This window comes from Curtobacterium sp. ME-Dv--P-122a, assembly GCF_030209645.1.
Taxonomy (GTDB): domain Bacteria; phylum Actinomycetota; class Actinomycetes; order Actinomycetales; family Microbacteriaceae; genus Curtobacterium; species Curtobacterium flaccumfaciens.
Genome location: NZ_JARVRO010000003.1, coordinates 35,345 through 50,083, shown reverse-complemented (window position 1 = coordinate 50,083; position 14,739 = coordinate 35,345). Strand labels below are relative to the sequence as shown.

The window sequence follows — 14,739 nt, the reverse complement described above, 5'->3', positions numbered from 1 at the left end:
CCGCTGATCAGCCGGCGGCGATGCGGCGGAGCGCGTCCAGGTGGGCGGCCCAGACGGCCCGACCCGACGCGGTCAGGGTGATCGACGTCCGGGGCGTCTTGCCGACGAAGCCCTTCCCCACCGACACGTAGCCGGCCGCCTCGAGCGCGGAGACCTGCTTGCTCAGCACCGAGTCGCTGACCTCGACCGCGTCCCGCACCTCGCGGAACCCGAGGGTGCCCGCGCGGGTCAGGGCGGCGATCACCGAGAAGCGCACGGGGTGCTGCAGCAGGTCGTCGAGCTCGTGCCGCGGGTGCACCCGGTCGGTGGTGCTCACGAGCGGGCCTCGCGCGCCGCGCACACCAGGGCGACCAGCAGCACCAGCCCCGAGGTGATGCCCGACCAGAGCACCGAGCCGTGCACCCACCCGACCACGGCGATCGCCGCCAGGTAGGTGACCGCCCAGCTGGCGATGTAGACGGTCCAGCGGCGGCTCCGGGCGAAGGCCGAGCGGCCGCGGATGCTCACCATGAAGAACACCACCAGGGCGAACAGGGCCACGAGGGTGCCGACGTAGACGGCGGCGAACGCGTCCCCGGTCGTGAGCCCCATGCCGAGTGTGCCGAGCGACGTCGCGACGCCGAGCGCGGTGATGAACGTGACGTACGGCCAGCGGACGGCGTCGTGCGCGCGTCGGCCGATCCGGTCCGCCTGGTCGAGCAGTCGGGCCGCCTCGGCGGGTCCGGGTCGTGCGGTGGTGTTGTCCATGGTGTCCCCTCTCGTTGACACCAGTGTTGCAAGTACTTTCCAGTTTGGCAAGCACTTTCCAAACCGGAGAGCTTGCCGCTGCGCTCAGACGCGGACGGGTGCCTCGTCGAGGTCCCACGACGGGACGGCATGCCGCTTCCAGCCCTGGCGCAGGGTGTTCGCCGCGCGGTCGAACTCCACCAGGACGTCGATGTACGGGCGGACCAGCATCTGGATCTGCAGCCCCTCGTACACGGCGAGCAGCTGGGTCGCAGCCTGGTACGCGGGGATGCCGGCCTCTTCCGAGCCCTTGTCGAAGTCGCGCTGCAGCCCGACGGTCAGCTGCTCGGCGTACTCCTCGAACCGCTTGCGGAACAGTTCGGCGAACCCGGACTCCGAGCTGGCCACGGTGATCAGCCCCGCGAGCACCCGGACGAGCCCGGGGTCGGCGACGTCCTCGGCCAGGGTCAGGCGGACGTGCTCGATCGTGCACGTGGGCGGGTTCTTCCGCCGGGTCCCCCGCAGCTGCGCCCACCGGTCGTAGGTGACCAGGAGCAGGGCGTGCCAGGTCGGGAACAGCCGCTCGACGGTCTCGAGCGGGATACCGGCCACCTCGGCGACGACCGCCGCGTCGACGGTGTCGAACGGGTGCAGCCGGTAGGCACGGATGGCCGCGCGCACCGTGCGCTCTGCGAGGGACTCGTCGTCCTCGACGCGTTCGCCGTGCAGGGGTTCCATCCGACCATTGCAGCGCATTCCGGGCCGTTTGTCTCGTCCCAGAGCGGGGGCCGTGCTCCCGGCCGCGTCAGCGCGTCGTGATCACGGCGGTCAGCCGACGGTGACGGGCGCCGCCGGAGGCCGGACCCGCTGGCGCATCCACACGAAGAACCCGGTCAGGGTGAAGACGCCGTAGAAGACGTACATCAACCCGGAGGCGTAGTACCCGGCGGAGAACAGCAGCGGCACGCCGACCAGGTCGACCGCCACCCAGATGAGCCAGAACTCGACCCACCCCTTCGCCATGCCGTAGGTGGCGAGCAGCGATCCGACGAAGATCCACGCGTCGCTCCACACCGGCTCGTACGACCCGAGCGCGCGGAAGACGGGGGTCAGCAGGGCGGTGCCGCCGACCATGCCGACGACGAGCAGCAGACGGGTCCGCCAGGAGGCCCAGCGCGGGTCGATAACGGTCGTCGCGTCCTCGGGGCGATGCGTCCACCGGTACCAGCCGTAGATGCTCACGATGATGAACATGACCTGACGGCCGGCCTGCCCGAGCAGGTTGACGGGGTTCGGGGTGTCGAAGAGCGCACCCATGAAGACGGTGAAGAGCAAGGCGTTGCCGACCAGTCCGACCGGCCAGGCCCAGACCTTCCGGCGCATGCCACCGAGGGCGCTGAGCAGCCCGAAGACGTTGCCGATCACCTCGCGCCAGAGCACCGTCTGGTCGCCGATGACGATCTGCGCGTCGAACAACCAGCGCACGATGTCCATGGGCCCTCCTCGTTTCCGGACGGTGCAACGACGCCGTGCGTACCGGCATTCCTTCTGTGATCGCTCTGCGGACACGAAGCGCACACCCAGAAATCGGGGTACAAACCATGTCCTCCCTAGCGGGGACAAAAATGACCCCTGTTCTGGGGTCCGGGTGAACGCTCGTTCTCGCTTGTCGGCACTTTGGGGGACAGGTAACGTCGACGCCAGATCGAGTCCAGCCCGCCCGAGCAGCAGCACATGCGCTCCGAGGCCCGGCGACCGTTCTCGGCACCGGTCAGCCGCGACCCCCTCCAACCACTGGGTCGATGACAACCTCCCCACCGGACACGACGCCCGAATGTCCCCGGTGGGCTTCAGCGTGCCCCGAGCACGCAGGAACGGAACCACCCCATGCACAAGATCGTCACCGGTGCCATCGCCGGCGCAGCAGGCGTCGCACTCCTCCTCGGCGGTGCGGGCACGTTCGCCCTCTGGAACGCCAGCGCCTCGAGCGCCGCGTCCGCCGTGAGCGCCGGCACCCTGACGCTGAGCGCCAACAACGACGGCGCGTGGACGGACATCACGAACGGTCGTTCCACCGCGATCGACCCGACGAAGGCCCTGATGGTCCCGGGGAACACGTTCCAGTTCACCCAGACGCTGAACATCGGCGCGACCGGCCAGGACCTCAAAGCGAACCTGACCTACGCCAACCAGAGCATCACCGGTGACGCCGCGCTGCTCGCCGCCACGACGAAGACGCTGGCCGTCACGTCGACGAGCGCCTCGGTCGTGCAGTCCTCGTCGAACACGAACACCTTCGTGGTCTCGCCGTCCTCGTCCACGTCGACCGTCAAGGTCGTCTTCACGGTGACGCTCCCCTCGTCGGCGACCACCGGTCAGGGCGGCTCGATCAACCTCAGCGCGCTGGCCTTCACGCTGACCCAGACCGCGATCGGTTCCTGATCCCCCGATCGCACCCCACCGACCACGACGACCAGGAGCACGCACATGACCGCCACACCGCGGACGACGGGACGCCACCGCGCAGCCCGACGGTACCGCTGGGTGTGGCCGGTCGCGATCGCCCTGGTCGTCGCGGTCGGAACAGCACTCCTCGGCGCCGGCGGCACGTACGCACTCTGGAACGGGACCGCCAGCACGGCCAGCACCACGGTGCGCTCCGCCACGGCGACCGTCACCGTCGGCAGCACCACGGCGATGAACACCGCGGTCCTCGGGCCGGGCACGAGCACCACGGGCACCTTCACGGTGCGGAACACCGGGTCGATCCCCCTGTCGATGCGCGTCACGACGACGGCCTCGAAGTCCTCCGTCGCGGCGGCGACCGGTGAACTGACGCTCCACCTCGCGATGGTGTCCTCGGCCGCGAAGTGCGTGCCCGGGCTCACCGGTACGAGCGGTCGGGTCGCCACCTTCGACACCGGTACCGGGGCATTCACCCTGCCGGCCGGGGTCAGCGGCACCGCGTGCCTCGAGATGGTCCTCGACGCCGACGCCCCGCAGGCCGTCGCCGGCGCCACCACCGACTTCACCCTCACCGTCACCGGAACGCAGGTCTCCGCATGAACCGCCGCCTCCGGCTCCTCGTCGCCGTGCTCCTCACCGCCGTGTTCGTCGGTGGCACCTCGAGCGCCGCGTGGGCACTGTGGAGCGCGTCGGGCACCACCGCGGCGAGCACCACGGTCGGCACGGTCGCGGCGTCGATCAGCGGCACGAGCGCACTCACCACGGCGTTCTCGTCGAGCGTCACCTCGACGACGAAGCCGATCACCCTGACCGACACGGGCACCCTCGCCGGCACCGCCACCACCACGGTCTCCGTCGTGTCCGGCAGCTCGACCGCACTCGCCAAGGCCGTCGCCGTCGTCGCCTGGCCGGTCGCCGCGACCGCGGGCTGCACCGCGAGCACGGCCGTCGGCACCGGGTCCGTCACCGGCACCTGGGCGTCGCTGCCGAGCATGAGCGCGAAGCTGGCCGCCGGCGCCTCCGCCGTCTGGTGCACCCGCAGCACCCTGCAGTCGTCGGCCCCGGCCGGCTCGACCGCCAAGGTGAACGTCAACCTCACCGTCACGAGCGGCACCTGGACCTCGGGCGTCGTCGCCGGCGGCTTCACCCTGACCACGCCGGCAGCGACCGTCGACACCACCCCCTCGCTGGTCTGCACCGACCACGGCGGTTGGTACGTCGAGATCCGGTGGGACGCCGCGAACCGGCCGATGGACACGTGGTACGGGGCCTTCGTCGGCTCGACCCCGGTCGGGCAGAAGGCGCAGGACTACTCCGCGTTCATCACGATCGCGCCGCCGGACGTCCCCGCGAGCGCCGGCACCGCTGGCACGCTGACCGTCACCGTCAAGGTGCTCGACAGCGCCGGCAACCCCACGAGCACCGTCGCGGGCACCGGCAAGGTCACGCTCTTCACGCAGGACAACGGGGCGGCGATCCGATGCGGCGCGTGAGCACCCCCACCCCGCGCTCCGGCTGGCGTGCCGTCGTCCACGCCGTCGTGCTCGGTCTCAGCACCGGGCTCCTGCTGCTCGTCGCCGCCCTGGCGGTCGTGCTGATCGTCGTGCCGAAGGCCACGGGCTCGATGCCACTCACCGTCCTGACGCAGTCGATGGAGCCGACCCTGCCCCCGGGGACCCTGCTCGTGGTCCGTCCGACCCCGATCGACGACATCCGGGTCGGCGACGTCGTGACCTACCAGATCGTGTCCGGCCAGCCCGCGGTCGTCAGCCACCGCGTGGTCTCGGTGTCGTCGTCGTCGAACGGCGAGCGGACCTTCGTGCTCAAGGGCGACAACAACGCCGAGGCCGACCCGGCACCGGTCACCCCCGTGCAGATCCGCGGCGTGGTCTGGTACTCCGTGCCGGAGATCGGCATCGTCAACCAGGTCGTCAACGGTTCGCGGAGCTGGCTCATCCCTGCGGTCGCCGGCGTGCTCCTGACGTACGGGGCGGTGATGATGACCGCGGGCTTCGTGAGCGCCGCGCGTCGTCGCCGCGCCGGCACGAACCGCGCCGGCACCAGCCACGGACGCCGCAGCGCAGCGCACCACGTCGAGCGGACCACCACCGAGAACACGACCACCACCCGGTCTAGGCTCGGTGGACGTGACGGACGGAGTGCAGCGGGCGCGGGAGCTCCTCGACGCAGCGGCCCGACGGCTCCGCGCCGCGGACGTCCCGGACGAAGCACTCGGCGAGTACGTGCAGCCGAAGGCCGTCCTCGGGATCCGTCGTGACCCGACGATGCGACCGCTCGGCCGGGTGTGGCGGGTCGGAGCACTCCTGATCGGGTCGTCCCCCGACACCGCCGACCGTGTCTGGGCCACCGGGTCGATCACCCGCGTCACCGAACCCGGTCGGTCGCAGTACCAGTCGGTCTCCGCCGAGGTCCGTCGCGCTTACCGAGCCGCCGCCGCGAAGGGGCACTTCGGCGCCGGTGACACGGTGAACCACGGCGCCGCCCCGATCCCCGTCGACGACTCCCTGGTCGGCGCCGAGGGCGTGCTCTTCATCGCCGACGACGTGCCGTCGGTCCGGTGGTCCCCGACCGCCGGCACCGCAGTCCCCCTCGCCGACTACCTGGACGACCGTGTCGGGCTGCTCGTCGATCCCCCGCGGGGCACGACCGACTGAGGCGGCACCGACCGTCGCACGGTGCAGGGTTCGTCGTGCGGTGCCGGATCGCCCGACCCGTGCGACCTTGCCCATCCCGTGCCCCGCCACGACCCCGCACCGAGCCACCTCCACCGCCCCCACTGACGAACCCAGCACCGTGCGGCCCGACACCCGGAATCCCGCACCGTGCGTCCGCGGCACCCGAACCCGGCACCCGCACAGGCCACCCGCACCCCGCAGCCCGTCCGCCGGACGCGTTCCGGGCCTCCAGTCCGACCGGACCGACCACGCGCCTGTCGTGACGTCCACCCGGTCCCGATAGTGTCGGAACGTGAGCAACGAGGCATTCGACGACCGCTACGAGCTGCGCGAGTTCGCGCCCGGGACGGACGACAAGGGGGCACCGAACGCCGCGACGGCAGCGTGGATGCAGGCCGTCGGGATGGGCTTCCATGAAGCCGACCCCGACGCCGAGGGCGCAGCCCGCATGGCGTCCCACTTCATCGCCGACGAAGAGACGTTCCTCGGGGTCTACGTGCGCGAGCCGTTCCCGGGGTCCGTCGACGAGACGTGGCCGGCCGGCACCTTCACGTGGTTCCGCAAGGCGCTGAGCTGGGGTGACGGGTCCTCCGTCGACACGCAGGCGATCTCCGCGGTCACCGTCCGACCGACCGAGCGTCGCCGCGGCATCCTGCGCCGGATGATGACGCACGCGCTCGAGCGAGGTGTCGCCGAGGGCTACGCCGTCGCGTCGCTGACCGCGTCCGAGGGCACCATCTACCGCCGCTTCGGCTTCGGCTGCGCCATCCGCGAGCGTGCCGTGCACGTGCGCCGCGAGCGCGCGCTGCCCCTGCTCGCCCCGACCTCCGGCACGGTGTCGGTCGTCACGCCGCAGTGGCTGGCCGACGGCCCGGGCAAGGCGGTCTTCGACCGGTTCCACGTCCGCGCCCCGGGCTCGATGGTCCGCAACACCGGCACCTGGCCGATCGTGTTCGGCCTGCTCGGGCACGACGGGCAGAAGGCGAAGGACGTCCGTGCGGCGGTGCACCGTCCCGACGGCTCCGACGAGATCGACGGCTACGTGACCTGGCGCGTCAAGGAAGAGCGCGGCTCCGACACCGCGCTCGAGATCGTCGACCTGGTCTACGCGGACGACCAGGCCTACACCGCCCTGTGGGAGTTCCTGCTCTCGGTCGACCTCAACGACGTCGTGAAGTACAACCGCTCGCGCCTCGACGACCCGATCGTCGCGGCGCTCGGCGACAACCGTGCGTACGACGTCGACCACGAAGAGGACCACGTCTGGCTGCGCGTGCTCGACGTGCCGGCGGTGCTGGCCTCGCGGCCGTTCGCCGTCGACGGGTCGCTGACACTCGGGGTCACCGACGCGCTCGGCTTCACCACCGGTACGTACCGCCTCGACGTCCAGGAGGCCCGTGGCACCGTCACACGCATCGCCGACGACGTCGACGTGGCCGGGTCTGACGTCCAGCTCGACGTCGCGGAGCTCGGTGCGCTGCTGATCGGCTCGGTCTCCCCCGTCACGTTGGCGGCCGCGGGGCTCGTCCGCGCTGCGGACCGGGCGTCGGTGGAGCTGCTCCGCGCGATGCTGCTGCCGCCGCGGACGCCGCACGGCATCACGTACTTCTGATGGACGTCGCCCGGGTGGTGGGGCGCGCGCGTCAGGTCGTCTCCGTCCTGGCGTCCCCCACCTTGCGAGCGGCGGTGTTCGGCGGAGCCCCGGCCGACGACCGCACCCGGGCGGCCGTCGGCTCGTTCGACTGGGTCACCGACGACGGCCCGGACGCGTCGGTGCTCGGCTGGACGTCACGCGAACTCCAGCGACTGCAGTCGCCGGCCGCGGTGCTCGAGTTCGACCGGATCGAGCGGATGCCGGTGAAGGACGTCGAACGACGTGCGCTGTCCGTCCGGATCGTCGAGCTCGTGTTCGAGCGACTCGGACCGGACCGAGCCGTTCCGGAGGCCGTCCTGAACGCCGCCGTCGGCATGCTCGCGACCGATGTCTCCGTCGTGCGCCGGGATGCCGTGGACCTCGGCGTCCTGACCCGCGCCGACGACGGTTCGGTCTACCGGATGGCGTCCGCCCGCCCGGCCTGAAGCTGCTGGCCCGTCCCGCGCGGGGTGCACAACCTCGCACGGTGCGAGGGGCGAGCGCTCTGGTGCGAGGTTCCCGATTCCGTGGCAGGCGGACGCGCTCGCACGGAGTACGGAACCTCGCACCACACGAGCGGAGCGCGCCGCGGCCCTACGCCCGGCGCCGCACCCGCGGGTCGACGAACGCGTAGACGATGTCGACGATCACGTTCGCCGTGACGATCAGCAGCGCCGAGAACAGCGTGAAGCCGACGACCACCTGCAGGTCGAGCGTGTGCACCGCGTCGATGAGCAGCGCGCCGAGACCCTGCATCGAGAACACCTTCTCGGTGATGACCGCACCACCGAGCAGCGACCCGAGGTCGAGCCCGAACAGCGTCACCACGGGCAGGATCGCGGTTCGAAGCCCGTGCCGCACGACGACCTGGCGCTCCCGCAGCCCCTTGGCCCGGGCGGTCCGGACGAAGTCCTGTGACATCGACTCGAGCATCTCGCCACGGGTCAACCGGGCGTAGATCGCAGCGCTGATGAACGCCAGCACGCACCACGGCAGGATCAGGTGCGTGAACCAGCCGACCGGGTCGTCACCGAAGGCCACGTACCCGCTCGTCGGCAGGATCCCCAGCACGAACCCGAACAGCAGGATGCCGAGCAGCCCGACCAGGTACGCCGGGGACGAGACACCCGCGACCGCGACCGTCATCACGGCCCGGTCGACGAAGGTGCCGCGGCGCAACGCCGAGACGGTGCCGCCGAACACCCCGGCGACGAGCCACAGCACGGCGGCACCCACGGCGATCGAGGCCGTGACGGGCAGGCGCGCCAGGATCAGCTCGGTGACGCTCTCGTGCAGCTGGAACGAGTACCCGAAGCACGGTGCCGCGCACTCGATGACGCTGTTGCCGCTGCCGAAGGTCCGGCCGGTGAAGATGCCGGCCAGGTAGGCGCCGAACTGTGCGAGCCAGGGCTTGTCGGTGCCGAGGAACGCCTGGACCTCCCGCAGCCGGTCGGGGGTGCAGGGCTTGTCGCAGATCGCCCGCGCCGGGTTGGTCGGCAGGAGCATGAAGAGCGCGTACGTGATGGCCGCGACGACGAGCAGCACGACGGCGGCCCCGAGCACGCGGATCGCGAGGAACCGCAGGGTGGCGGCGTTCACGCGGTGCCCCCTCGCGGGTCGAGGGCGTCGCGCAGGGCGTCACCGAGCACGTTGAAGGCGAGGGTGATGAGGAACAGTGCGGCTCCGGGGAACACGAGGTACATGGGATCGGTCTGCACCCAGCCGATGGCGTCGCCGATGCTGCGACCCCACGACGGCGTCGGCGGGTTGACCCCGACGGCCAGGAACGAGAGCGCGGCCTCGGCACCGATCATCGACGGGATCGAGATGGTGGCGTAGACGGTGATGGTCGCGGCGAGGTTCGGCAGCAGCTGTGTGCGGATGACGTGCCACCGGCCGGCACCCATCGCGGTGGAGGCGACGACGTAGTTGCGGCTGACGAGCGACAGCGTCTGCCCCCGCACCACACGGGCCACGGCCGGCCAACCGAAGAATCCGATGACGAGCACGACGAGCACGGGCTTCGGAAACGACGACGGCACGATCGCGGTGAGGGCGATCATGAACACGAGCGACGGGAACCCGAAGATCACGTCGACGACCCGCGAGAGCACCCGGTCGTACCAGCCGCCGAAGAACCCGGTCGTGACGCCGACGAGCACGCCGATGACGATCGACACCAGGGTGGCGGCGAGTCCGATGCCGAGCGACGTCCGCGCACCGTACGTGACGATCGAGAACAGGTCGCGCCCGGTCAGGGGCTCGACACCGAACCAGTGCTCGCCGCTGATGCCGCCGCCCGCACCCCGGGGCGCACCGAACGAGTTGAGCGCGTCGATGTCGTACGCGTACGGGTCCTGCCCGGACGCCTTCGCGATGAGCGGGGCCGCCACGGCGACCACCAGGAACACCGCGATGACGACGGCTGAAGCCACCGCCCAGCGGTCCTGCCGGACGCGTCGCACCACGGCCCGGAAGCCGGTGGTCCGGCCGGACGGTGCGACCGGTCGGTCGACGACGTTGGCCGTCACGAGGCCACTCCTTCCCACGCTCGCCACGCCTCGCGGCGAGCGGCCTGTCGCACGGGATCGGCGACGGGCGCCGCGGCGAGGAGCATGCGCGTGTAGTCCTGTTGCGGGTCGTCGAGCACGGCGTCGGTGCTCCCCCGTTCGACGATCCGGCCGTCGCGCAGCACGATCACCTGGTCGGCGAGCTGGCGGACGACGGCGAGGTCGTGGCTGATGAGCAGCATGCCGAAGCCGAACTCCCGCTGCAGCCCGGCGAGCAGGTCGAGCACGGCGGCCTGCACCGTCACGTCGAGTGCCGAGGTCGGTTCGTCGGCGATGACGAGTGCCGGCCGCAGCGCGAGCGCACGCGCGACGGCTACACGCTGCCGCTGGCCGCCGGACAGCTGGTGCGGGAACCGCTCGGCCCACGTCGGGTCGAGCTGCACGGCGGTCAGCAGTTCACGGACCCGCTCGGCGCGGTCCGCTGCGGAGTCGGTGCCGTGCACGAGCAGCGGTTCCGCGATGCTCCAGCCGATGGTCTGCCGCGGGTTGAGCGACGACGCCGGGTCTTGGAACACGATGCCGACCCGACTGCGCAGGTCGCGCAGTCGTCGTCCGCGAGCGGTGCGCAGGTCGCTGCCGTCCACCTCGACCGAGCCGGCGACGACGGGCACCAGGCCCGCGAGCGCGCGCCCGATCGTGGACTTGCCGGAACCGGATTCGCCCACCAGGCCGACGGTCTCGCCAGCGTGCAGGTCGAGGTCGATGCCGGACACGGTCGGTCCGCCTCGGCGCGAGTACCGCACGGCAACGTCGCGCAGACGCGCCACCAGCGACCGGGAGGCGCGACTCGCGTCCGCCTCGTCGGTCACCGCAGCGGTCTTCGCGCTGGGCGACACCTCACGCGCGCCCGGAGCCGTGAGCTGTCGCTGGGCGCGTGAGCCGGGATCGTCGGCCCGGGCGTCCGGGTCCGCAGCCGGCGTTGCGGACGCGGGGCGGGCCTCCAGGCTGGGGACGGCCGCGAGGAGTTCGCGCGTGTAGTCGGCGGTCGGGTGGGCGAAGACCTCGGCGACGGTCCCGTGCTCGACCGGGTCGCCGCGGCGCAGCACCAGCAGGTCGTCCGCGACGTCCGCGACCACGCCCATGTCGTGGGTGATGAGCAGCACGGCCAGGGAACGCTCGCGGCCGAGCCGCCGCAACAGGTCGAGGATGCCCGCCTGCACGGTGACGTCGAGCGCGGTCGTGGGCTCGTCGGCGAAGAGTGCGACCGGGTCACCGGCCAGGGCCATCGCGATCATCGCGCGCTGGAGCTGGCCGCCGGACAGTTCGTGCGGGTAGGCCTTCCGGATGCGCTGCGGGTCGGCGAGCCCGGCGTCACGGAGCAGTTCGTCGACGCGTGCCCGGACGCCGGCACGGTCGAGCCCGGTGGGGTGTGCCCGGACGGCCTCGGCGATCTGGGTGCCGATGGACAGGACCGGCGTGAACGAGTTCATCGGCTCCTGGAACACCACGCCGATGCCAGCACCCCGGACGGCGCGGACCGTCTCGACGGGGGCACCGATGAGTTCCTCGCCACGGAACCGGGCGCTGCCCGACACCGAGGCCTGCGGCGGCAGGAGCCCGAGCACGCTCATGGCGCTGACGGACTTGCCCGAGCCGGACTCCCCCACCAGGGCGAGGACCCGGCCGGGCGTCAGGTCGAAGGAGACGTCACGGACGACGGGCTCCGCGTCGCCGAACGCGACTCGGAGCCCCTCGACCTGCAGGATCGGTTCGGTCACTGCTTGAGCGAGACCTTGAGGTAGTTCGGGTACGCCGGGAAGTCCGCGATCTGGAAGTTCTGCACGTTCGACCCGGCCAGGAAGGACTGCTTCGCGTAGATCAGCGGCACGACCGGGGCGTCGGCCATGATCTTCTGGTCCGCCTGGGCCCAGAGCTTCTGCGCGTCGTCCTGGTCGACCGTGGAGCTGGCCTTCGCGATGAGGGCGTCGACCTCGGGGTTGCTGTACTTCGAGACGTTGTAGCCGCCGCCACCGATCTGCGACGAGTCGTACAGGGGCTGCAGGTTGGCGTTCGCGCTCGGGAAGTCCGGCTGCCAGCTCGACAGCGACAGGTCGAAGTCGGTGCCGTTGGTGGTCGCCTGCGTGAAGGAGTCGTAGTCGAGCGGCTTGAGCGTCACGGCGATGCCGGCACGCTTCAGGCCGGACTGCAGCGCCTGGGCCTGGGCGAGGTACGTCGGGTCGTTCTGCGTGACCAGGGTCAGCTTCAGGTTGCTGACGCCGGCCTCCTTGAGCAGCTGCTTCGCCTTGTCGACGTCACCGGTGGCCTTCGTCTTGTACAGGTCGTAGTCCTGGCGTCCGGCGATGCCCGGGGTGATGAGCGTCGAGGCGTACGAGCCGGCGATCGCGCCGCCGGCGGCGATCCGGAAGGACTTGCGGTCGACCGCGTACTGCAGCGCCTGGCGGACCTTGAGGTCCTTGAGCTCGCCGCGCTGCGTGTTGATCGCCATGTAGCTGATCGGGCCGGCCTTCGAGGTGGCGAGGCGGTCCTGGGCGGCCGGGTTGCTACGGACCTGGTTGAGCTCGGCGGCCCCCAGGTAGATGGCACCGAACGAGTTCTTGGCGTCCCCGTTGTCCGCGATCAGCGTCTGCGTCGCCGTGGACTGGTCCTGGCTCTCCTTGAAGACGATCTTCGACGGGCCGGCGGTGCGGACCTCGTCGGTCTTCGCGCTCCAGTTCTTGTTGCGGACGAGCGTGACCTGCGAGCCCTGCGTGTTCGACTGCACCTGGTACGGACCGGATGCGACCGGCTTCAGGTCGTAGGCGCCGGTGTCCTTGCCGTCGCCCTCGGGCACCGGCGTGAACGCGGGCATCGACGCGAGCCACGGCCAGTCGCCGTAGGCGTCGTTCAGCTTGAAGACGATGGTCTTGTCGTTCGGGGTCTCGATGCTGTCGAGCGACTTGCCGTCGAACGGGCCCTTGTAGGAGTCACCACCGACCAGGAGCGACTTGTGGTAGCTCAGGCCACCGCTGAGGGTCGGCTCGAACGAGCGCTCGATGCCCCACTTGATGTCCTTCGTGGTGATCGGCGTGCCGTCCTGGAACTCGACGCCGTCCTTCAGCGTGTAGGTCCAGGTCTTGCCGTCGTCGCTCGAGACCCCGGTGTTGGTCGCCAGGTCGGGGACGACCTTCGCCGTCTTGCCCGGCTCGACGTCCCACGTGGTGAGCCGTCGGGCGACGAGGCCCATCGACGTGATGCCGAGGCTCTGGCTGGTCGCGGGGTCGAGGTGGAACGAGGTCTGCGGCGTCAGGATGTTGAGCGTGCCGCCCTTCGCCGTGCCCTCGGCGCCGTCGTCGGACGAACCCCCACCCGAGCAGCCGGTCAGGACCAGGGCTGCTGCTGCGGCGACGGCCGCGGTGATCGTCAGGCGGTTGGGGCGTCTCATGACGGTGCTGCTCCTCGGGGAAGGGGGTCGCGATCGCGGTGGCGGTCGCTGCGACGGCGGAACGGTTCACCCGCCGGGCGGCGTCCATCCTGACACCGCGACGGTGGCCCGTCCGAATCTCGCGTGCGTCGGACGACGCACGACGAAACATTGCAAGCGCCGGACGCCGTCCCGCTATTCCCGATGCGTTCGCACCGCAGTGCGTCAGCGGTCGAAGAGCCCACCGAGGAAGTCGTTGCCGAGGTTCGACGCCTGCTCGCCGAGCCCGGACGCCTGCTCACCGAACCCCGCGGCCTGCTCACCGAACCCGCCGAGGAGCTGCTCGCCCTCGCCGAGGAGTCCTTCGACGCCACCGCCGAGGTCACCGAGTCCGAGGTCGCCCATGCCCGAGGCGATGCCCTCGAAGTCGACGCCGAGGTCGGCCGCCCCTGCCAGGACCGGACCGGCGGCAGCGCTCAGCACCGCTCCCCCGGCCACCGCGGCGGCGAGGCCACCGAACGCCATCGCGCCGGCACCGACCGCTGCTCCACCGGCGAAGGCCCCACCGCGTCCGCGGCCGTTGCCGTTGCCCGAGCGGCCGGAACCGCCGAGGACCCGTCGGACCAGACCCGGACGCGACATCTCTCCGCGGGTCATCGCACGGGCCATGCCGCCCGCCGAGTCGTCGCGCAGGTGCTCGTGGGGCGGGAGCTCGGAGTTCAGGCGGTCGCGGACCTGCTGGCGCTGCGCCGGGGTGAGCCGCGCGAAGGCGTCGTGGTGGACCTGCTCGAGCTGCTCCGGCGACGAGGTGCGGAGCAGGTAGTCGTACTTCGCCAGGGCGACCTTGTCGGCGTCGGCCCCGTGCTGCGGCGTGCCGGCGTGCTGCGGCGTGCCGGCGTGCTGCTGTGGCTGGCCGTACTGCTGCGGCTGGCCGTACTGCTGCGGCTGGCCGTGCTGCTGCGGCGGCTGCTGCTGGTTCCGGTCGTCGCCGGTCAGCTTGTCCGCGGCGCTGCGCACGATGCCGCGCCAGTCGGTTCCGCCCTGCTGCGATCCGGCGCCGGGCGCGGTTCCCCCCTGCCCACGCTTCTGGAGCTGCTTGTCGATGACCTTGGAGGCCATGCCGATGATGCGGTTGAGGTTCGCCATGTCCCCACCTTTGCGTCCTCACATGTGGAAGACCGGCACCGAGGCGGGGGTTCGCCAGGGCATCCGATGGGGATCACCTGTGAGATTCCGGCTGCATTTCAGCGGACACATACACGGAGGCTGGCTCCGGTCGCGACACCG

16 protein-coding genes are annotated in these 14,739 nt (G+C 71.2%); 7 read left to right on the top strand and 9 right to left on the bottom strand.

All coding sequences use genetic code 11. The annotated features are described in order from the left end of the window. Nucleotides 1–7 precede the first annotated feature (7 nt). The 4 genes from QRN49_RS02620 to pnuC form a co-directional block, all read right to left on the bottom strand. Complete coding sequence (locus QRN49_RS02620) at nt 8–316, bottom strand: winged helix-turn-helix domain-containing protein (RefSeq protein WP_111022077.1); 309 nt, start codon at nt 314–316, stop codon at nt 8–10. Further along, complete coding sequence (locus tag QRN49_RS02615) at nt 313–747, bottom strand: chemotaxis protein CheY (RefSeq protein WP_111022076.1); 435 nt, start codon at nt 745–747, stop codon at nt 313–315. Before QRN49_RS02615 ends, QRN49_RS02620 begins: the two co-directional genes overlap by 4 nt. 84 nt (nt 748–831) lie before the next feature. Continuing rightward, nucleotides 832–1,464 carry a hypothetical protein gene (locus tag QRN49_RS02610; protein WP_111022075.1) on the bottom strand — a complete coding sequence of 211 codons (633 nt, stop codon included), beginning with the start codon at nt 1,462–1,464 and terminating at the stop codon, nt 832–834. A 90-nt stretch (nt 1,465–1,554) separates the two neighbouring features. Further along, complete coding sequence (gene pnuC, locus QRN49_RS02605; protein ID WP_071404263.1) at nt 1,555–2,220, bottom strand: nicotinamide riboside transporter PnuC; 666 nt, start codon at nt 2,218–2,220, stop codon at nt 1,555–1,557. 393 nt (nt 2,221–2,613) lie between these two features. Between pnuC and QRN49_RS02600 the strand changes: the two genes are divergently transcribed. From QRN49_RS02600 to QRN49_RS02570, 7 genes are all read left to right on the top strand, one after another. Next, on the top strand, nt 2,614–3,168 hold the full coding sequence (locus QRN49_RS02600; protein ID WP_111022073.1) for an alternate-type signal peptide domain-containing protein: 555 nt from the start codon (nt 2,614–2,616) through the stop codon (nt 3,166–3,168). Nucleotides 3,169–3,213: 45 nt separating this feature from the next. After that, nucleotides 3,214–3,792, top strand: coding sequence for a TasA family protein (locus QRN49_RS02595; protein ID WP_111022072.1), 579 nt, complete (start codon nt 3,214–3,216; stop codon nt 3,790–3,792). After that, on the top strand, nt 3,789–4,685 hold the full coding sequence (locus QRN49_RS02590) for a hypothetical protein (protein ID WP_284753851.1): 897 nt from the start codon (nt 3,789–3,791) through the stop codon (nt 4,683–4,685). The genes QRN49_RS02595 and QRN49_RS02590 overlap by 4 nt, the downstream gene beginning before the upstream one ends. Beyond that, on the top strand, nt 4,673–5,470 hold the full coding sequence (locus QRN49_RS02585; RefSeq protein WP_209081862.1) for a signal peptidase I: 798 nt from the start codon (nt 4,673–4,675) through the stop codon (nt 5,468–5,470). Before QRN49_RS02590 ends, QRN49_RS02585 begins: the two co-directional genes overlap by 13 nt. After that, complete coding sequence (locus QRN49_RS02580) at nt 5,436–5,867, top strand: hypothetical protein (RefSeq protein WP_284753952.1); 432 nt, start codon at nt 5,436–5,438, stop codon at nt 5,865–5,867. The genes QRN49_RS02585 and QRN49_RS02580 overlap by 35 nt, the downstream gene beginning before the upstream one ends. A 313-nt stretch (nt 5,868–6,180) precedes the next feature. Beyond that, entirely contained in the window at nt 6,181–7,500 is a 1,320-nt protein-coding gene (locus tag QRN49_RS02575) for a GNAT family N-acetyltransferase (RefSeq protein WP_284753850.1), read from the top strand. Further along, on the top strand, nt 7,500–7,967 hold the full coding sequence (locus tag QRN49_RS02570; protein ID WP_284753849.1) for a DUF2087 domain-containing protein: 468 nt from the start codon (nt 7,500–7,502) through the stop codon (nt 7,965–7,967). The genes QRN49_RS02575 and QRN49_RS02570 overlap by 1 nt, the downstream gene beginning before the upstream one ends. 148 nt (nt 7,968–8,115) lie before the next feature. On the opposite strand, the gene QRN49_RS02565 is transcribed toward QRN49_RS02570, so the two are convergent. The 5 genes from QRN49_RS02565 to QRN49_RS02545 form a co-directional block, all read right to left on the bottom strand. Further along, entirely contained in the window at nt 8,116–9,120 is a 1,005-nt protein-coding gene (locus QRN49_RS02565) for an ABC transporter permease (protein WP_110865220.1), read from the bottom strand. Further along, nucleotides 9,117–10,052: an ABC transporter permease gene (locus QRN49_RS02560; RefSeq protein WP_209136522.1), complete on the bottom strand. Its 936-nt coding sequence runs from the start codon at nt 10,050–10,052 to the stop codon at nt 9,117–9,119. The genes QRN49_RS02565 and QRN49_RS02560 overlap by 4 nt, the downstream gene beginning before the upstream one ends. Next, complete coding sequence (locus QRN49_RS02555) at nt 10,049–11,809, bottom strand: dipeptide ABC transporter ATP-binding protein (protein ID WP_284753848.1); 1,761 nt, start codon at nt 11,807–11,809, stop codon at nt 10,049–10,051. Before QRN49_RS02555 ends, QRN49_RS02560 begins: the two co-directional genes overlap by 4 nt. Further along, nucleotides 11,806–13,473 (bottom strand): ABC transporter substrate-binding protein, encoded by a 1,668-nt coding sequence (locus QRN49_RS02550; RefSeq protein WP_284753847.1) that lies wholly within the window; start codon nt 13,471–13,473, stop codon nt 11,806–11,808. Before QRN49_RS02550 ends, QRN49_RS02555 begins: the two co-directional genes overlap by 4 nt. Before the next feature lie 204 nt (nt 13,474–13,677). Further along, nucleotides 13,678–14,598 carry a cation-transporting ATPase gene (locus QRN49_RS02545; RefSeq protein ID WP_284753846.1) on the bottom strand — a complete coding sequence of 307 codons (921 nt, stop codon included), beginning with the start codon at nt 14,596–14,598 and terminating at the stop codon, nt 13,678–13,680. Nucleotides 14,599–14,739: the final 141 nt, after the last annotated feature.